The 17,978-nt window shown below is 46.8% G+C and carries 17 protein-coding genes and 1 pseudogene; 10 read left to right on the top strand and 8 right to left on the bottom strand.

Going from position 1 to position 17,978, the window contains the following annotated elements; genetic code table 11:
- The first annotated feature begins 60 nt into the window (after positions 1-60).
- Complete coding sequence (locus LJF29_RS07130; RefSeq protein WP_229147789.1) at positions 61-1,428, top strand: MATE family efflux transporter; 1,368 nt, start codon at positions 61-63, stop codon at positions 1,426-1,428.
- A gap of 29 nt (positions 1,429-1,457) precedes the next feature.
- Here LJF29_RS07130 and LJF29_RS07125 read toward each other — a convergent pair.
- Positions 1,458-2,284, bottom strand: a pseudogene (locus LJF29_RS07125) (phytoene/squalene synthase family protein).
- Positions 2,285-2,365: 81 nt separating this feature from the next.
- Entirely contained in the window at positions 2,366-4,210 is a 1,845-nt protein-coding gene (gene asnB, locus LJF29_RS07120) for an asparagine synthase (glutamine-hydrolyzing) (protein WP_229147787.1), read from the bottom strand.
- 174 nt (positions 4,211-4,384) lie between these two features.
- On the opposite strand from asnB, the gene LJF29_RS07115 reads away from it, so the two are divergent.
- Positions 4,385-4,942 carry a DUF2777 domain-containing protein gene (locus LJF29_RS07115; protein ID WP_168747376.1) on the top strand — a complete coding sequence of 186 codons (558 nt, stop codon included), beginning with the start codon at positions 4,385-4,387 and terminating at the stop codon, positions 4,940-4,942.
- Between the two features lie 29 nt (positions 4,943-4,971).
- On the opposite strand, the gene LJF29_RS07110 is transcribed toward LJF29_RS07115, so the two are convergent.
- The 3 genes from LJF29_RS07110 to LJF29_RS07100 form a co-directional block, all read right to left on the bottom strand.
- Entirely contained in the window at positions 4,972-7,656 is a 2,685-nt protein-coding gene (locus LJF29_RS07110) for a S8 family peptidase (RefSeq protein WP_229147784.1), read from the bottom strand.
- 166 nt (positions 7,657-7,822) lie between these two features.
- Positions 7,823-8,179 carry a YisL family protein gene (locus tag LJF29_RS07105; RefSeq protein ID WP_010333676.1) on the bottom strand — a complete coding sequence of 119 codons (357 nt, stop codon included), beginning with the start codon at positions 8,177-8,179 and terminating at the stop codon, positions 7,823-7,825.
- 113 nt (positions 8,180-8,292) lie between these two features.
- Positions 8,293-9,198, bottom strand: coding sequence for a fumarylacetoacetate hydrolase family protein (locus LJF29_RS07100; protein ID WP_010333675.1), 906 nt, complete (start codon positions 9,196-9,198; stop codon positions 8,293-8,295).
- Positions 9,199-9,354: 156 nt separating this feature from the next.
- Between LJF29_RS07100 and LJF29_RS07095 the strand changes: the two genes are divergently transcribed.
- From LJF29_RS07095 to LJF29_RS07060, 8 genes are all read left to right on the top strand, one after another.
- Positions 9,355-10,311 (top strand): CotH kinase family protein, encoded by a 957-nt coding sequence (locus LJF29_RS07095; RefSeq protein WP_229147783.1) that lies wholly within the window; start codon positions 9,355-9,357, stop codon positions 10,309-10,311.
- A gap of 153 nt (positions 10,312-10,464) precedes the next feature.
- Entirely contained in the window at positions 10,465-10,629 is a 165-nt protein-coding gene (locus tag LJF29_RS07090) for an aspartyl-phosphate phosphatase Spo0E family protein (RefSeq protein WP_229147781.1), read from the top strand.
- 492 nt (positions 10,630-11,121) lie between these two features.
- The gene (locus LJF29_RS07085; protein ID WP_229147780.1) at positions 11,122-11,343 is read left to right on the top strand and encodes a spore germination protein; all 222 of its coding nucleotides are present in this window, start codon (positions 11,122-11,124) and stop codon (positions 11,341-11,343) included.
- Positions 11,344-11,357: 14 nt separating this feature from the next.
- Positions 11,358-11,591, top strand: a complete 234-nt coding sequence (locus LJF29_RS07080) for a spore germination protein GerPB (RefSeq protein WP_003224438.1) — start codon at positions 11,358-11,360, stop codon at positions 11,589-11,591.
- Between the two features lie 22 nt (positions 11,592-11,613).
- Positions 11,614-12,231 carry a spore germination protein GerPC gene (locus LJF29_RS07075; RefSeq protein WP_168747371.1) on the top strand — a complete coding sequence of 206 codons (618 nt, stop codon included), beginning with the start codon at positions 11,614-11,616 and terminating at the stop codon, positions 12,229-12,231.
- Positions 12,228-12,410: a spore germination protein GerPD gene (gene gerPD, locus LJF29_RS07070; protein ID WP_010333669.1), complete on the top strand. Its 183-nt coding sequence runs from the start codon at positions 12,228-12,230 to the stop codon at positions 12,408-12,410. The genes LJF29_RS07075 and gerPD overlap by 4 nt, the downstream gene beginning before the upstream one ends.
- Positions 12,403-12,804, top strand: coding sequence for a spore germination protein GerPE (locus LJF29_RS07065; RefSeq protein ID WP_026014685.1), 402 nt, complete (start codon positions 12,403-12,405; stop codon positions 12,802-12,804). Before gerPD ends, LJF29_RS07065 begins: the two co-directional genes overlap by 8 nt.
- 31 nt (positions 12,805-12,835) lie before the next feature.
- Entirely contained in the window at positions 12,836-13,054 is a 219-nt protein-coding gene (locus LJF29_RS07060; RefSeq protein WP_010333667.1) for a spore germination protein, read from the top strand.
- Positions 13,055-13,087: 33 nt separating this feature from the next.
- On the opposite strand, the gene hlpB is transcribed toward LJF29_RS07060, so the two are convergent.
- The 3 genes from hlpB to sbcD are packed head-to-tail and all read right to left on the bottom strand — an operon-like array spanning position 13,088 to position 17,971.
- Positions 13,088-13,390 (bottom strand): HNH nuclease-like protein HlpB, encoded by a 303-nt coding sequence (gene hlpB, locus LJF29_RS07055; RefSeq protein WP_229147779.1) that lies wholly within the window; start codon positions 13,388-13,390, stop codon positions 13,088-13,090.
- 13 nt (positions 13,391-13,403) lie between these two features.
- Complete coding sequence (gene sbcC, locus LJF29_RS07050; RefSeq protein ID WP_229147774.1) at positions 13,404-16,796, bottom strand: exonuclease subunit SbcC; 3,393 nt, start codon at positions 16,794-16,796, stop codon at positions 13,404-13,406.
- Positions 16,793-17,971, bottom strand: a complete 1,179-nt coding sequence (sbcD, locus tag LJF29_RS07045; RefSeq protein WP_229147772.1) for an exonuclease subunit SbcD — start codon at positions 17,969-17,971, stop codon at positions 16,793-16,795. Before sbcD ends, sbcC begins: the two co-directional genes overlap by 4 nt.
- Positions 17,972-17,978 lie beyond the last annotated feature (7 nt).

The raw sequence follows: 17,978 nt of genomic DNA, 5'->3' as shown, positions 1-17,978 counted from the left end.
ATAAGGAAATGGAGGTACACTTTAAAACGTTGATTTTATTTACGAAAGGGGTTAGACACTATGAAACAAGCTGTCTTCAAATCAACTGCTTTGAAAAAACCCGCTGACAAATCGTTCTCATTATTTTCGCTTACTTGGCCGATCTTTATTGAGGTCTCATTATATATGTTTATGGGTAATGCTGATACACTGATGCTCAGCCAATACTCAGATAACAGTGTGGCGGCAGTCGGCGTCAGCAACCAGATTTTGAATTTAATTATCGTGATGTTCAGCTTTATCGCAACAGGTACAACTGTTGTCATCTCACAATTTTTAGGATCCCGGCAAAAGAAAGCGGCAATGGAAGTCGCTTATGTGTCAATCGGAGCCAACTTCTTCATCAGCCTTGCCATCAGCGCTCTCATCTTTTTTGCGGCAGTTCCTCTGCTTCATATGATGGGATTATCAAATGAGCTGATGCCTGACGCTAAAGTCTTTTTACAAGTTGTCGGAGGTCTGTCCTTTATTCAGGCTTTAATCATGACATTCAGCGCAATCTTAAAAAGCTACGGCTACACAAAGGATACAATGTTTGTCACAATCGGCATGAACATTTTAAACATTGCCGGAAACTTTGTTGTCATTTTCGGTCTGTTCGGCTTTCCTGTTCTCGGCGTTGCCGGTGTTGCCATGTCCACATCTATCGCACGTGTCATCGGATTAATTGCGATGATTGTCATTGTAAACAAACGCATTCAGCTGAAGATGTCGTTGAAAAAAGTATTTCATATGCATAAAGACCATTTGCGCAAGCTGCTGAAAATCGGCATTCCTTCAGCAGGCGAACAGCTCTCTTATAACCTTTCGCAAATGATTGTCACTTATTTTATTGCCATCATGGGTGCGCAGGCTTTAACAACCAAAGTGTATACGCAAAATATTACGATGTTTATTCTGCTCTTCGGGACTGCGATCAGCCAAGGCACACAAATTTTAATCGGCCGCTATATCGGCGGCAAACAGTTTGACGCCGCATATGAGCGCTGCATGAAAAGCTTGTATTGGGCGATCGGAATCGCTGCGGCCACATCTGTTTTGATGACCATCTTTTCAAAAGACCTTATCGGCATCTTTACGCAAAGCCCTGATATTATTGCCACTGCAAGCCTTTTGATTGCGATGACCATCATCCTTGAACCGGGCCGCTCGTTTAATGTGATTATCATTAACTCCCTGCGCGCCGCGGGGGATGCGAAATTCCCAGTCTACATGGCGATGATTTCCATGTGGGGCATCGGCCTTCCGCTTGCTTATCTATTGGGCATTCATCTCGGCTTCGGGCTTGCCGGCGTATGGATTTCTTTTATCGCGGATGAATGGGTCCGGGGAATCCTCATGTACAGAAGATGGCGCTCACGGATCTGGATTCAAAAAGGTATGGCGTAACACCCGGGCAGAACAAGCCGGGTGTTTTTTTACAGTTTGGACAGAATCAGTTTTACTTCGCTGTCTGTTAAGGCGTGCTTTTGTTCAAAAACGCTGTACTGCTCCGCTCGGACTTTTTCCAGAATGGCTCGGTACAGCTGGGCTGCAGCTTTTACCGCTTTTTGAGAATACTGAGGGAAAAGCGGCAGGGCATCCAGGCACTCTTCAAGGTAAGCCTCCGCTTCAAAAGCGATGTACTCCCACGTCATCGTGAACGCTTTATTGACGGTGCCTTTTTGAAGATCGGCCTCTGTATAGCCGAATTGCTGCATCACCTGGCGGGGAATGCAGTTTTTTTGGTGCTGATCCGTGCCAAGATCGTTTAAAATTTGAATCAGCTGTATGGCCAAGCCGAGAGAGACGGCTGCTTGTTTGAGCTGATCTTGATTTCGGCGCGTCAGCATCGGCAGCAGCATTAACCCCGCGTTTCCGCCCGTCTGATATGCGCCCATGAGCAGTTCATCAAGGGTTTCATGCGTCTTCGGTTCTTCTTTCTTTGCGGCAAGGAATTCCCGAAAAGGCTCGCTGTCTAATCTAAATGTCTGATACGCATGATCAAACGCCTTCCACAAATCGTGTTTCCCGTTACTTGTTCTTTGAAAAACATGTTCAACCTCAGCTTCGAATACAGGTAACGCCTCCTCGTCCGCACTGGCTGTCGTATGACAAAATGCCAACACTGCCCAAACAGCTTGTCTTTGCTTCAGCGGGAGAAAAGAGAATGCCTTAAAACAGGCTGGCGCGTATTCGCTGACAATCTGTCCGCATTGCTGATAAGCTTCTTTTATTTCTTTCATTCCTATTCACTCCTATGTATTCACTTCTTCAAGTCTATTATGTTTTTTCGCAATTGTATATGAAGAAAGGCCGATTCCTTTTTGCAGAATCGGCCTCTCTTTTATGCTTCTTCAATATCAATTCGATACGCCTCAAACCATGTATGAATTTGGGCAAGATGGGCGATCAGCTGCGGTCCTTTCATCAGCTGTCCGTACCATGGGACCTGAAAGGAGGAGCCTTCCGTCTCTAAAAGCTGATCCAATTGTTTTCTGTCCAGCAGGGTATGGAGCACGGAGTCCTTTTGGCTCCTGATCGCTTTCAGCCACTCGCTGACTCCTTTTGTATATTCAGGATGGTGGGTTTTCGGATACGGGCTTTTTTTACGATATAAGATGTCATCAGGCAAAATGCCTTCAAGTGCTTTTCGCAAAATGCCTTTTTCCCGGTTGTCATGCATTTTCATTTCCCATGGGATATTCCAGACGTATTCAACGAGCCGATGATCAGCAAACGGCACCCGCACCTCAAGGCTCGCCCCCATGCTCATGCGATCCTTACGATCCAAAAGATTGGTCATAAACCATAGCATATTCAAATAGAACAGCTGCCTTCTCGCTTTATCCTCACCTGTTTCACCGTCTAATAACGGCGTTTCGGCCAAGGTTTCTTCGTATTTTGCATATACGTATTCTTTCAAATTCAATTTTTTCTGCCACGAATCGGAGAGCAGCTTCATCCGCTCTTCTGTCGATCTCATCCACGGAAAACCGGACTCAACGTCTGCTGTATGGAACCAGGGATAACCGCCGAAAATCTCATCCGCGCATTCTCCTGACAGGCTGACGACAAAATCCTTTTTGATTTCACGGCAAAACCACAATAGAGACGAGTCGACATCAGCCATTCCCGGCAGGTCTTTGACCAGAACGGCTTCCTCCAAATGATCGACGAGATCTTTTTGGCTGATGACACATTTATGGTGCGTCGTGCCGAAGGCCTCTGTCATTTTTTCAATCCACGGCCCGTCGTCATTCGGCTGAAAGGCGCTCGCCTGAAAAAATTTATCGTTTTCTTCGTAATCAATCGAATAAGTATGAAGAGGGGCTTTTCCTTCCTTTTCAAAATGACCTGCGGCAATGGCGGTAATGGCACTCGAATCAAGTCCGCCGGATAGGAACGTACAAACCGGAACATCCGACACAAGCTGCCGCGTCACCGCATCCTGAAACAACGATCTCACATTGGCCACACTGGCTTCAAAGCTGTCCGTATGTTTCTCGCTTTTGACATTCCAATAACGCCATATGTTCAGACCGTCTTTAGAAAACGTCAGCGCGTGGGCCGGCCGGACTTCTTTTATGCCTTTAAACACGCCTGTACCCGGAGTTCTGGACGGTCCAAGCCCGAAAATTTCCGAGAGACCCGTTCTGTCCACCCGCGCTTTCACCTCGGGGTGTGCGAGGATGGCTTTGAGTTCCGATCCGAAGAGAAAAGAAGAGCCTTGCTCCGTATAAAAAAACGGCTTCACGCCAAGACGGTCCCTCGCCGCAAACAGCAAATCACGCTTTTCATCCCACACGGCGAAGGCGAAAATGCCGTTCAAGCGATCTACACAATCCTCCTGCCATTCAATGTAGCTGTGCAGCAACACCTCGGTATCAGACGTCCGCTCGAACTGATGACCCCGTGCCCGCAGCTCTTTGCGCAGATCTTCCGTGTTATACAGCTCACCATTGTAAATAATTGTGTACGTATCCCCTTTATAGGTGCATGCCATCGGCTGGCGTCCGCCTTCAATATCGACAACCGCAAGCCTTTTATGTCCGAATAAAACATGGTGCTCTCCCCAAACGTTAGAATCATCAGGCCCCCGTTTGGAAAGAGTGTCTGTCATTCTGTTCATCGTTTGTTTTTCTTGGACGAGCTGCTTTTTAAAGTCGACCCAACCCGTAATTCCACACATGTGATATCAGCTCCAATCCCGTTTCTATCGGTATCAAATTCGTTTCTTTCAGCACCTTAGTAAGTTTATGCATCTATAGACAGATAGTTGATTTGTCCACAAAAGAGTTGTATGGGACAGGCTTGTATTGGAAAGAAAAGAGAGGAACGAAGAAAAAAGGAGAGCACTTCATTTATGAAACGAAAACAATTTCTATATAAAGATGAACAGAAATGGGAATACGGCACCATACTGATCGAAGACGGCATATGCTTAATTGAAAACGAGGAAGGTGATGTGCTGCTGGCGGAAAGTCTTCAAAACAGACCGATCTGGATTCAGCGTGAAGGGAAGTGGGCACAGGCCGGCTTCCAGAACAAATTGGTTCTGACATGCTGCGGAGAGGATATCTCCCTTTCCGGCGGCGAATGCATACGCTATGAAAAATCGGTAAAACGTCCGCTCATGGCGCTTCTGGATTCGCTGGATGATGAAACCTTTCTCGCTTTTTTGCAGCATTTGCACAGCTTTGGTTTATCGGTATTCGATTGCGTGTTTTCTTATAATAAAGAGGTCTTTTCAGATATCTCAGAGGAACAGGGCGTTTCCTTTTATCACTTCTCAAACGACACCGCCCAATGCGCGCTGCAGCACCATTACAGCAAAGGAGCGGCTGGCGACCGGTTCGAATGGACAGCTTCCGATGGAAAGCGCTCCATTATGTATTCAGCGGTCCAGCGGGGACGCAAATAAAAAAGCGGTGCTTCGGCACCGCTTTTTCTTTATTTTTCTACAACAACCTTTACAGCCTTGCTTTCTTTTTTATCCGTATCAGCTGCCGTGACGTACAGCACCGTCCCGGCTTTTTGTTTTTTGATTTTTACCGTAAAGGCCCCTTTGGCGTCAGCTTTACCAGAAGCGATCACTTTTTTCGATTTGTCTTTCACTTTGATCACCGCTTTGCTGTTCGCCGCGCCTTTTACTGCTGTGTCTTTCGTTTTGACAGCCTTTACTTTTGGTGTGCCGGATGGTTTTCCTTTCACGACAACCACTTGTAAGGATGTTTTTGCATCGCCTTTAGAGGCTTTCACATGCAGGACTTTATCTTGTTTCTGAGTCGGGATGCTGACTTTGAATGCACCGTCTTTTCCCGCTTTGGCACTCCCGAGTTTTTTCTTGCCGCTCATCACCTCGATCAGCGTGCCTTCCTTCGCTTTTCCTCTGACGGCTGTTTGCGTGCTTTCCAGCTTATTGACCTTTACCTGTAAATCAACAGCACTGACAGCCTGCATCACATTCAGCCGGCCGTATCCGGAATGCCAGTCAACTCCTGGGATGCGGGGAATTTCAATTGGATCGCCATTATCGTCATACATTTCCTCTTCTCCGCCGTCGGCGCTTTCAAAGGAAATATCATCCGCTGTCTTTTTCAGAATATCCTCCACTTCTGTTCTTTTAAGCTTCGGATTTTGTGCAAACAGCAGTCCTGCCGCAGCCGCCGCATAAGGTGTCGCCATGGACGTTCCGCTCATGTACGTCACATTTCCGTTCGGCACCAAGCTCGGGATATCAGAACCCGGCGCACTGATGTCGAGACCTTTCCCGTAGTTAGAGAAGTCTGCTGTCATATCCATACGGTTCGTCGCTCCGACTGACATGACATATTTAGAGGAAGCTGGGTAAGATAAGGAATTGGCTCCGTCATTTCCGCTGGCTGCCGCAACCAGGACGTTTTTGTCAGCCGCGTATTTCAAAGCAAATTCAAGCACGCGGCTGTAGCCCCCGCCTAAGCTTAAGTTAATGACCTTTGCTCCTTTGTCAGCTGCGTATTTGATGCCGAGTGCAATTTGTTCAGTATCTCCGGAGCCTGTTGAATCAAGCACCTTAACCGGTATAATTTTCGCTTTGGCGTTCAGGCCAGTCATGGAATAGCCGTTATCGCTTTGGGCGGCAATAATGCCGGCGACATGTGTTCCATGTCCCTGATCATCCATTGCATTGTTATTCCGTCCCACAAAATTGTGTCCGAGATCGGTTCTTACTTTCCCTTTTAAATCAGCAAGCGTACTGTCTACACCTGTGTCCACAACCGCAATCAATGTATCGTTCAGCTTTCGCTTGGACAACAATGTGCTGGCAGGCTCGTATTTGACATCCGCATTTTTGATGCCGCCGTTTTCACCATTGTTTCTAAGCGGCCACTGGTAAGAGTACTGAACGTCGTTAGACAGGCTTTTGTATTCCTGAACCGGTTCCGCAAACTCTACGTTAGACATCTTGGATAATGTCGCAGCAGCGCTTTTCACGCGTTTTGCGCTTGCCGTATATGTCCCGCTTTGCTTTTGATCCTTCGGCAGTTCAAAAGAGTACAGGTTGTCAAACAGTTTCTTTGCCTTTTTCACATTAGAAATGTCTTTTTTCGATTGCGCGCTGGCAGTAAAGCCCTTCATTTCGTTATGTACGGATGAGAGGCTTTTATTGTTCTTCACCTTGAAAATGACCTTTGTTGTCTGAACTTCGCTTTTTGCCGCAATCTTGTTTTCTGTTAAAATTGCTCCTGCTGTTTTGCCTTGCAGCTGCTTGATATTTAATCGTTCCGCCTGTTTCTTTATCTCCTCTTTAAGGAAAGACGGGACTGATTGTAAAGCTGTATCGTAAAGCCGATTAATCGCTTTTTGATCCTTTTCAGTCATCTTATATGAAGAAGAAGCTCCGTTTTCTGACACATCCTCAAACAGCGGCTTTAATGTCACAAGGTCCTGATAGATTTCATTTCTCGCTGTTTTATTGAGTGCTAGCTTTGCCACGATAAACGGCGCCGCTTTGTAGTAAAGGCTTGTCAGTTCTTTGCCTTCTGCTGTTTGGCTCAGCTGCTCATCACGAATCGCTCTCAGCTTGTCCAGGATGCTTTTTCCCGATTTTTTCTGATCGACACTCATTTCCACCGGACAAGCTTCTTCCTGCTCTAAATCTGACGGCTGTTTTTTGGTGCCTGTATATCCAATCGTATATTTGGCTTCCTCAGCTGCTTTGGCCGTTCCGCCGTCCTCTGGTTCTTCTTCTCCGAGGTATTCAACTTTCACATAGTAAGGACCGCTCCACGCGTATGGAAAAACAATTTCACTTTTACCATCCTCAGCTGTGTAGGAACGGTACATGTCAAACGTCTCATCCTTAAGCGCTTTTTCCTTGCTTGGGTAGACAGATACATTCAGAACAGCATCACTCTTAACAGTCAATGCCATATGAGAGTCTTTCTGGATATCTGCCTTTCCCGGATTCACTTGATACCATTTCGCCTGTTCCGGCTCCTTCATGGTTCCTGTTTGTTCCTTGCCTTTTTCCAGCACACCGGCTACATCAATGGTTCCGGCAGCTGCTGCTTTGATTCCCGGAGAAAAAAGGCTGAAGATCAGTGCGAAAATTAGCACTGTCGCCAAAAAAGAGCTGAATTTTCTTCGTTTCATGTTATCCCTCCTGTAAAATAATGAATCTTTTTGAAATGTATCATAATTTCATAGGCCGAGATACCGCTTACAGGGAATTTTAAGGTTATTTTAAATGATTTGGAATATCAGGGGGGAACCATACAAAAAAACCCGACTCTCTTAGAACCGGGTTCAAGTTTTTCTATTAAAATAATCGGAATCCAATCGGCAGATGAAGACCGAGCAGCACTGTCAGCACAAGGACAATGATAAAGCCGATCCATAGGCCGCCAGTTGATTTTTCTTTTTTCTTGCGGATGAGGAGCATTTCCATCAGGCCGATGGTGATAATGCCAAGAATCATTTTCCCGGCGTATTCTCCGTTCCAGTTGGCGAAACGGACAAACAGCTCAGCTCCTGTCAAAATAATAAGGATATAGAATAGCCGCAGAATCATATGAGTGATTTTTGCGCCCTTCGCACTTCCTGACGAATAGAGCGAGTAGCTGACGAAAAGCAGTATCAGCGCCACCACCCATGTCGTAATATGTAGATGTGTCATACAGGTTCCCCCTATCAGATAAATTACCCCACTTATAGTACCATGAACTTGTCCTTTGCCACAAAGATGATCCACAGAAAAAGCGGGCGGTTCCTGTGCCGCCCTCCTTATGGTTAGCCGATTTGATTTGACAGCGTTCCGATGGGTTCAATCGTGATGTCGATTTGATCGCCTCGCCGCAGAAATTTCGGCGGTGTAAAGCCTTTTCCTACACCAGACGGCGTGCCGGTCGCAATGATGTCTCCCGCTTCAAGCGTCATCCCCATTGAAAGGGTTTCGATTAATTCCGCGACAGAGAAAATCATATCGCTTGCCGAGCCGGATTGGCGCAGCTCGCCGTTGACCCTCGTTTCAACCTTAAGGCGCTCCGGATCGGGAATTAACGATTTATGTACAAGCACAGGTCCCATCGGACATGTCGTATCCAAACTTTTTCCGATAAAAAACTGCTTATGCCTTTTTTGCAGATCCCGCGCCGTGATGTCATTCACAATCGTATATCCGAAAATATGGTCATATGCGTCTGCTTTTGATATGCGGGTGCCGCTTTTTCCGATGACGACAGCAAGCTCTCCTTCATAATCAAGCTGAGATGTGATTTCTTCATGGCTGTTCACCGTATCACCATGGCCTGTGATTGTTACAGGCGATTTGGTAAATACCATCGGATGCTCCGGAATGTCAGCCTCACTGCCCATTTCAATTGCGTGATCCCTATAGTTTTTGCCGATGCACATGATATTTTTTGACGGCTTAGGAATAGGTGCATGGAGCTTCACGTCAGATAATGAGTAAATAAATGATCCAAGCTCATCATTCGGTTTCTTCGCCCACTCTGCCAGCTGCCTTGCATGCGCAACAAATTTATCCCCTTCTGCGATACATTCAATCAGCGATCCCGGAATCGTCTCAAGTTCAAACAGTTTTTTTTCAGCCCTTTGCAAATCCATAATTTTATCATCTTCAATGATCAGGCCGACAAACATTCGGTTGTAAAGTTCCCCTGTCGCAAATTTCATGTTATTCCTCCATCATCTTTTAAATCAGAGTTCTACTTCAGTTATTCTCTGTCGAATGCTGAAATTCCTTTTTATCAAATGCGTGTTTTCATTCCCGTTTCGGGACTGGCTCGCTGTACATATCATACAAATGGCGTCTGAAGAGGAGGAAAGAATATGGAAAGCATACATTTATTTTTTCGTCGGCAGCAGCTTAACAGAACGGGGACTGCCAAGGGACTGATGTTGACAGACAGAACCGTTTCTCCCATTCTTCTCACACAGCGTGACACCCTGCAAAAGGCGTCCTATGAAATAAACTGTGAACAATCGCCGCTCAGCGAAAAAAAGTTTTATCTGAATGCAGAACAAGATGATCCTTCACTGATGCGGCGCAGGCTTGCTTATTGTTTTTTTCATCAACTTGGCATCGCTTCCCAGGATGCTTCCTACATCTTCCTGATCATCAATGGTCAAAGAGAAGGCATTTATTTAAAAATTGATGCGCTCGATATGAATCACCGGCTTCCGAAAGGAGCCATTTATGAAGTGAAGGATACCGATCCGAGGGTTCCGCTGTCTGTTTTCAAACACGAAGCTTCCATTGAAAACAGACAACGGACCGCATACTTACGTGAATTTCTCACGCTGATCTGCACAGCGGAGGATGAAGAATTTGCCGAACGAATTAAAATGTATCTTGATGTAAAGCTGTTCTTTCTGTGGCTGATCGGCAGCGTCTGCACCCGCCAAGCCTTTTATTACGGCTTTTGTTTGAACGAGTCCGGCCGCTTTCACATCACTCCCATGGAAACAAAAGCGCTTGCCGCATACGGATTTACTGAAGAGGACCCTCTATTGACAAACGGCCGTACACTTGCGTCAAGACTTCTCTCCATTCCAGCTTTCCGGGCACAATATCACACACTCATGAAAAATGTGCTGAGCCGGGAATTTACGATCGACCGTCTGTCTCCGTTTATCAGAGACTGGCATTTTGACATTTGTCAAAGAGCAGGCGATGATCCTCACATAAAAAAAAGCCCCTTACAGTTAGAAAAGGAACAAGCAAATATCCTGCGCGAAATCGAAGAGCGGCAGGACTTTTTACAAGTACATCTGGCAAGACTATAGTCCTTTCTCAACCAAAGCAAGTCAAAAAGACCGCAGCAAAAATTGTCGCTTTTTTAGTCAAATTGACGAAAGGCAACCTTTTCAGCCAAAATAGGTTATACTATCTATATCCTGTATGCACCACAATAAAAATCTAGAATTGGAGATTGTTTCATGAACAGAAAAATTGAAGAACTGAGAGTTATGCTAATTAAAACAGCACAAAAATACGGTATGAATTCAAAAGAAACAATTCAATGCAGCCAAGAGCTCGACAACCTGCTCAATATTCGAATTAAAGAAGAAATCACCTCTTGGGGGCAAAACGCCCGTGTGTGATCATATGATATGTATTCAAAGGCTTCCTGCATCACCCGCCGCATATTGCTGAGCAACATCCTGAGACATGCCTCTGGGCGAGAATTTGCCGCCTGAAAACAGATTTTGAACAATTCAGCAGATCCTTTCTGGATCAGCATGAAACATCACGGCCGATATCACTCCAGCAGCACGAATTACTCCGAAAGACATTTCCTGTACCTCTATTGCCCATACACCAACGCAAAACAATATACAATCACGCAGGCGGACAGCGGCAGCATCGCCGCATTTCCGCTTGGCCCTATACAATAACCAGCTTCTGAAATGTTTAAGCCTTCACCTGAAAAAAATAAACAGATTTTTTTATCAATCTCTCCGACATGTCCCCATTTAATTTTCTCTCACACAAATGTGCGTTTGTCATAAGCTATCGTGAATAGCCCAGCAGAAACAAATCTTGTCCTTATTTCACCTGCCTTTTTTCAATTTAACAACAAAGGATGTGCTCGTATGCCGGCAATTGTCGGAGCGTTTAAAATTAATGCGGTCGGTACGAGCGGAGTCGTTCACATCGGAGACTGCATTACCATTTCTCCTCATGCTGAGGTCAGAACGTTTGCCGGGGCAGGCAGCTTTAATACCGGTGACAGCCTTAAGGTGATGAATTATAAAAACGCAACGAATGTGTACGACAATGATGTGGTTGATCAGCCGATCGCAGGCAATGCGTAAAGGAGTGATGCTTCATGAATTTTTATATCAATCAAACCATTCAAATTAACTATCTCCGGCTGGAATCCATCAGCAACTCCTCCATACTGCAAATCGGGAGCGCCGGGTCTATTAAATCGCTTTCTAACCTGTACAATACAGGCAGCTATGTAGAAGCGGCTCCCGAGGTTTCCGCTCAGGGGCAGCCAGTCGAATTACAGGAGCCCGATACAGGTTCATTGGTTCCGCTCCAGCCTCCTGGCCGTTAATCATATGAAAGAGGTGAAAGACATGTATGATCAATCTGTTTCCTCTTACTTGCAAAACTTGAATTCCTTCGTTCAGCAGCAGGCGCTGCATATTCAGCAGCTCGAACGGCAGCTGAAAGAGATGCAAACTGAAATGAATACCATGAAACAGCGGCCGGCCACAACTATTGAGCGTGTGGAATATAAATTTGATCAGCTAAAAATCGAACGGCTCGACGGCACGCTGAATATCGGTTTAAATCCGACAGACCCAAACAGCGTTCAAAACTTTGAAGTGAGCCAGACTACACCAGAAATCGGAATGATGCAGCAGGAAGAGAGCGCCCAGCTCATGCAGCAAATCCGGCAGAACGTCGACATGTACTTAACCGAGGAAATCCCGGCTGTTTTGGAGCAGCTAGAAAACCAATATGACAGCAGGCTTGACGATACAAATCGGCATCATGTCATTGAGGACATCAGAAAACAAATAGACAGCCGGATTCACTATTATATGTCCCATATTAAAAAAGAAGAAAACACGCCGCCCAAACAATATGCGGAGCATATCGCTGAGCATGTGAAGCGTGATGTGATCCGTGCTGTGGAACATTTTCTCGAACATATCCCCTCCGAGATGAAAGGAGATGAGCAAGCATGATCTTTACCGTCGTCAACCGCAGCCTCGAAGTCGGAGATATCCGAATGAATGGTGTATCCAGTTCCTCTGTTTTCCACATTGGAGACGCAGAATCCATCTATTTATCTTCCATTTTCGATACGCCGCCTGAATCTCTTATTATCGGTCCGTTTGCTCCGCTGCCGTCGAATCATGCTTAAGCGTCTATCCCACATCAGACAGATTAAATTTAACTCTCTCGGTATAGCAAGCGTATTTCAAGCAGGCGATACAAACGAAATCGATATGAAAATAAAAGTGCTCGCTGTTCAGCGCTCGCTTTCAACATTTTATGAAAATGAAGGCTCATTTAAGAGAAAGGATTATCCTATTTTTGAGCAGCACGCTGTGAAGCTTCTTCCGGAAACGGGCGTGCAAACCGCTTTTTGCCATGAGGTGCCTGTCATTCATGTCCGCAACATCAAAATTCAAGGGGTCTCATCCTCTTCCGTTTTTCATGCAGGCTCAGCTTCGGTCGTACGCGGTGACGCGCGGATTAAACATATCCGCCAGATTATTCCCCCAAACTCACAATCGTCCGGCACGGGCATATAATAAACAGAGACTTCTATAAAGGGTGTCGTCTATGCCAGCAATTGTCGGGCCTATAGCTATCAATTCCATATCGGGCGGAGTCGTAAACTTTGGTGATTCCTTTTACCTTTCTCCGAAAAGCTCTTCAAAATCTGCGCTCGGTTCGGGAGCAGGAAACACAGGAGATTTCCTTCTTTTAAACAACGCAGTCAACGCGACAAATTATATAGACCCCGATGTCAGCGATCAGGATATGGTTGGAAACGGATAAAAAGCAGCCGCTCTGCAAGGAGAGGGCTGCTTTTTATTTTTTCTTTTTCCGTTCATTGGACTTCTTTGTTTTAATCAGCTTTTCAGGCGGCTGTTTTCTGATCCATTTGACAAACCGGGCAAGCTTTGGATCGCTTCTGAGCTCTTCTATACCGGACAGTCGAACTGCCAGTTCCTGATTTGTATACAAGGCATGGATCTGTTTATGGCAAGGGATGCAAAGCATCGCAGTCGGCAGGAACGTACCGCCTTCTTCCTTCGGTGTGAGATGGTGCTCTGTCAGCTGGACATCGCTCCGGCCGCATAGCTCACATATCCCGACAGTCTGTTTTGCCACATCCGCGTCCCCCTTACATCATCTCGAGTGTTACCCTTGTGCCGCGTCCGCTAGGTTCAGCCGGATGTACGATCAGCTTTTTCGGAAGCCGTGCCCGCAGTTCCTGCACATGGCTGATCACGCCGACAGACAGATTGTCTGACTGCAGTTTTTCCAAGGCAGTGACAACCGTATCTAGCAGATCTTGGTCAAGCGTTCCAAACCCTTCATCCAAGAAAAAGAACTGCAGCGGGTATTCACCGCGGAGCTGGATCTGAGCAGAAAGTGCGAGAGCAAGAGATAGCGAGGTAAGGAAGGTCTCCCCTCCCGACAAGCTTGATACCGGGCGCTTGACGCCTCCATTGGCATCATCCCGCATCACAAATCCGCCTTCTGAATCCACTTCAATGGCGTAACGCTGCCTTGTCAGCACGCCGAGCCGTGCTGACGCATCCCTTGCAACACTTTCAAGCTGTTCCTCAGCTAAAAATTCGACGAACGTGTTGCCTTTAAACACTGCTTGAAGCTTGTCCAGCCTGTCGATATGGGTCTGCCATTTCTTCAGCTCAGCCTCAATTTCATTGAAACGTTTGTGCTGGTCGCGGATCACAGCCAGTGCTTTAGCCGCTGCCCCTTTTTCTTCCAGTGCAGTCCCAAATGCCTCCTCGGCTTCTTTTAATGACGTGACGGTTTCGTTCCATTCACTCTCGGATAAGGATCTGCCGGCGAGCTTATCAGATACACGTTTTAAGTTTGCGGCATTTTGCTTACATTTATCCAAAAACTGGTCAATACTGCCTTTGATCTTTTCAAGCTCATCGGCTGGGATGAGGCTGTGTTCTACCTCGTCAGCCCGGACAAAGCGGCTGCTTTTCGCATGTTCAAGCCAATCCGCTTCCGCTTTTTTCAACCTATCTTCCGCTTCCTTAAGCGTATGCTCGCTTGCTGAAGCGCGGCTTTTTGCCTGATTGAGCATCATTTGGGCGCTTTGCAGCTCTTCATATAGAGATTGCTCTTTTTCTTTTAAACACTTCAGGTCCTGCTGAACTAAGCGGAGCTTCGTTTGGATGGAATCCTCTTTTATATAGTCCCCGAGTTCCTTCTTATAATCTGCTATGGCGCTCTTCGCCCGTTCTGCGGCATAGTGAAGCTCCAGTTTTTCCCTTTCAAGCTGATGGCTCGATTCACGCATCTGTTCCTTCTGTGACTCATGCTCAGAAAGAAAAGCGATGCTTCGTTCAATTCGTTTTTCGCATTCTTCTGCGGCCCGGTCCTTTTCTTCAATGTCTTGCTGCCATTTTTCAGCTTCATCCAGAGAGTGGCCTTCAAATGATTCATGAAACATCTTCTGCTGGCTGTCCATCGAGGACTGAAGCTCTGCTATTATGCTGCCAATACGGTCAGCCTCTCGTTTTTCATAACTCATTCTTTCGTTTAGCTGCTCGGCTTTTTTTAATGATTCCTGATATGTGCCGATCATTTGGGTCATTCGTGTTTTGACTGACAGGATGTCCTGTTTGATTTGCTTCCATTCTATTTTCGCTGCATGAAATGCTTCCTGCACCGGCTGATTCTCGCAGGAAGCAGCTGCCTCAAGGGTCGGCGCTTGAATCGATTTCAAAAACGGACACTGCTCGAGAAAGCGGGCGGACTGCTCTTCAAGTGTGATTTTGGCAGAAAGAATCTCCTGACTGAGCGCCGCCGTTGCTGACAGCAAATCTTCTGTCTGTTTGATTTCTGCTTCAACATTGTGATCCGGCTCATATGTCCCATGTGCTGAGGCAGACGGATCATGTTCAGTTGAACCGCAGACTGGGCAAGGTTTTCCGGCCATCAGTTTTTCCGATAACTCCTTGGTAAGTGCCGCCATTCTTGCTATCTCACGCTGAGTGTGAAGTGTGTGTTGTCTCTGTTTTGCCTGATCAGCAGTTCGCGTGAGTGATCGTTCCGTCTCACAGACCATATGATACACGGCTTGAACAGCCTCATATGCCTGTATGATTTTATTTTCTTCCGCTTCAGCCTTTTGTACGAGTGTGTTCTTTTCCTCGTTCATCTTCTGTAATACAAGGTTCAAGGCATCCATGCGTTTTTTCTCTTTTGCCAGCTGCTCCTCAGTCTGTCTGATCCGCAAAGCCATTTCAGCGGCCTGCTGGCATCTTTTCCGCTCATCAGTGGTTACCTGCAAGGTTTTGAGCTGCTGCTTTAATTCAGCCTGTCTGTTTTGTCCCCTTGTAAGACGGTCTGTTACGGTTTCTAATTCCCTCATAACAGATTGAAGATTTTCGGCCTTCTGCTGAAGTTCAGCCTGTTTGCGCTCTGCCTCGTGCTGGGCCTCTCTCCATTTGATTTCGATCTCCTGCAAGCGGAAGAGCTGTTCCTGCTCAGCTAAACGCTCTGGCTCTTTCTCGCTTTTATGCCGGCGCCACGCTTCATATTCTTCATTCTTTTGCTGAAAGAAAGCGGTGCGCTCTGTTAAATCCTTTTGGGCAAGCACTTCTTCCCTCGCAGCCTTCTCCTCATGCTGTATCGCTTCCAAGTACCGGTCCGCATACGGCTTTAGAGCGGCTGCTGTTTCCGCTTCCGCCAAGCGTTTTTGCATGCTGTCGACATGCGGCTTTTCCTCTTCAAGCCGCTTTTTCTCTGCTTCATAAACGTTTTTTTCCTTTTGGTCATTCCAAATCTCTTGATGCTCAGCAAACCGGTCTTTTACTAGATCACGATTCTTCCGCACTGATTCCAGTTTGGCTTCCGCTTGTCCAAGCGCTTGTTCCGCTTGTTCAACCGCTTCTGAACTCGCCTCGCCGAGACCCGATTGCTCTGCAAGCATTTCGTTCTTTCTCGCATTGGCTTCCTGCGCCTGCCGTCTCAGCTTTTTCACAAGGCGGTCTCCATACTGCTCCAAATTGAATAAACGCTGAAGCATATGCCTGCGTTCCGCCCCTTTTAAAGACAGAAATTCAGCAAACTTCCCTTGCGGCAGCACAACCGCTCTTGTAAAGTCATCGATGGTCAGCCCCAAGAGCTCCTCGACTCTTTTATTCACTTCATTGGCCTTATCAGCAAGCACGGTTTGTTCATTCTTGATCTCGATAAAACGGCAAAGCGCTGTTTTCACCTTCATTTCATCCGTTCTCTTAAACACACGCTCGACTTTGTAAGAGGTTTGATGATTCGTCTGAAGCGCAAAGGTAAAGGAAACAGTCAGCGAATCTTCCGCATGGTTTAAGATCCCGTGCGTATTGTTCGCCGCCCGCTCTACCTTTCCGTATAAAGCAAGGGTCATCGCATCAAGGATCGAGGATTTACCGCTTCCTGTCGGCCCGAAAATACCGAAGACACCTGCACCGGAAAGGCTGTCAAAATCTATCGTCTGCTCCTCCCTAAAGCTGTGGAGCCCTTTTATCGTTAAGGCGATCGGCTTCATCTTGCTTCCTCCTCATCTTCTGCGCCTGATGCAAGCTCTAAAAACAGCTTTACCATTTCAGCATCCGGCACTGCGCCGCCTGTCTGTTTTTCATAAAATTTCTTAAAACGGTCTTCGATGGACACATGCTTAACCTCGATCCGTTCGCGCTCAATGTTTTGTTCTTCAAAGACCGGCCTGATATGGACAAAACCCGGATGTGCTTTTCTGAGCCTGTGAATGTCTTCAAGTGACAGCTGGTCCGTTACACTGATTTCAAGATCAATCCAGGCATTCTGATCCCTGCCTTCATCGAGCCAGCTGTATACCTCGCTTAGTCCATTTTCCGCTTTCCATTTTACAAGAGACTTGCCGCTTGATAATAAAACCTCATGCCAAGAGGCTTCTTCGCCCGGCTTTGCGTCTACAATGGTCACCGATTTGGCGTAGCCTGCCTCAGAAAAGCTATAGGCCAGCGGAGATCCAGAATACCGCGCGAGCGTCCTCGCCCGTTTGATTGTTTGCGGGCGATGCAAATGGCCGAGCGCCACGTAAGCGGCCTCCGCCGGCAGGCTTTCAGCGGCCACCGTATAAGCGCCGCCGACTTCAATCGGCCGCTCCGAGTCCGTTTGGTTGCCGCCCGCAACATAAATATGGCTGGCGGCAATCTTTACGGCGTCTTTTCGGAAGCGGCTTGTGATCTGCTCAAATGCCTGCCTGATTTTCACATCATAGTGATCACGGAGAAGTTTCTCCTCAAATGTATCGGAAAGAACTTCATTTAACCTTGCCTCAGACGGGTATGCCAGCGCTCCGACAGCCAAAAGCTCCCCTGCTGAGGGCACTTCTATATGAAGCGGTTCAGTTGTCGGATAGCCGATTAAATAAATGCCGTTCTCATGTGTCAGCGGTGAAGCAGCGGACAACCTGTCAGGATTATCATGGTTTCCGGCAATGACAACGATCGGGCGCTTTCCTCTGTCACTGAGAGCGGACAGGCTTTCATAGAATAACTGCTCGGCTAAAGCCGGCGGGTTCACGGTATCAAACGCGTCACCCGCCATCACAATGGCGTCAATCTGCTCTTCCTTTACGATTGTATTCAGTTCATCCAATACATCCGCCTGTTCACTCAGCCTGCTTCTTCCTTCAAGGGTTTTTCCAAGATGCCAGTCAGCCGTATGTAAAATCCGCAATTGTGTT

Source organism: Bacillus sp. LBG-1-113, assembly GCF_020708615.1.
In the GTDB taxonomy this organism is placed as follows: domain Bacteria; phylum Bacillota; class Bacilli; order Bacillales; family Bacillaceae; genus Bacillus; species Bacillus mojavensis.
The sequence above is the reverse complement of the archived record's forward strand: the minus strand, read 5'-3'. Positions and strand labels throughout refer to the sequence as shown.

What these genes read in the sequence shown, in the direction of transcription:
- sbcC (WP_229147774.1), bottom strand. Translation starts at nt 16,796, where the DNA reads ATGAAGCCGATCGCCTTAACGATAAAAGGGCTCCACAGCTTTAGGGAG.
- LJF29_RS07060 (WP_010333667.1), top strand. Translation starts at nt 12,836, where the DNA reads ATGCCAGCAATTGTCGGGCCTATAGCTATCAATTCCATATCGGGCGGA.
- LJF29_RS07110 (WP_229147784.1), bottom strand. Translation starts at nt 7,656, where the DNA reads ATGAAACGAAGAAAATTCAGCTCTTTTTTGGCGACAGTGCTAATTTTC.
- LJF29_RS07090 (WP_229147781.1), top strand. Translation starts at nt 10,465, where the DNA reads ATGAACAGAAAAATTGAAGAACTGAGAGTTATGCTAATTAAAACAGCA.
- LJF29_RS07105 (WP_010333676.1), bottom strand. Translation starts at nt 8,179, where the DNA reads ATGACACATCTACATATTACGACATGGGTGGTGGCGCTGATACTGCTT.
- LJF29_RS07115 (WP_168747376.1), top strand. Translation starts at nt 4,385, where the DNA reads ATGAAACGAAAACAATTTCTATATAAAGATGAACAGAAATGGGAATAC.
- LJF29_RS07130 (WP_229147789.1), top strand. Translation starts at nt 61, where the DNA reads ATGAAACAAGCTGTCTTCAAATCAACTGCTTTGAAAAAACCCGCTGAC.
- LJF29_RS07075 (WP_168747371.1), top strand. Translation starts at nt 11,614, where the DNA reads ATGTATGATCAATCTGTTTCCTCTTACTTGCAAAACTTGAATTCCTTC.
- LJF29_RS07080 (WP_003224438.1), top strand. Translation starts at nt 11,358, where the DNA reads ATGAATTTTTATATCAATCAAACCATTCAAATTAACTATCTCCGGCTG.
- LJF29_RS07065 (WP_026014685.1), top strand. Translation starts at nt 12,403, where the DNA reads ATGCTTAAGCGTCTATCCCACATCAGACAGATTAAATTTAACTCTCTC.
- LJF29_RS07100 (WP_010333675.1), bottom strand. Translation starts at nt 9,198, where the DNA reads ATGAAATTTGCGACAGGGGAACTTTACAACCGAATGTTTGTCGGCCTG.
- LJF29_RS07095 (WP_229147783.1), top strand. Translation starts at nt 9,355, where the DNA reads ATGGAAAGCATACATTTATTTTTTCGTCGGCAGCAGCTTAACAGAACG.
- LJF29_RS07085 (WP_229147780.1), top strand. Translation starts at nt 11,122, where the DNA reads ATGCCGGCAATTGTCGGAGCGTTTAAAATTAATGCGGTCGGTACGAGC.
- asnB (WP_229147787.1), bottom strand. Translation starts at nt 4,210, where the DNA reads ATGTGTGGAATTACGGGTTGGGTCGACTTTAAAAAGCAGCTCGTCCAA.
- gerPD (WP_010333669.1), top strand. Translation starts at nt 12,228, where the DNA reads ATGATCTTTACCGTCGTCAACCGCAGCCTCGAAGTCGGAGATATCCGA.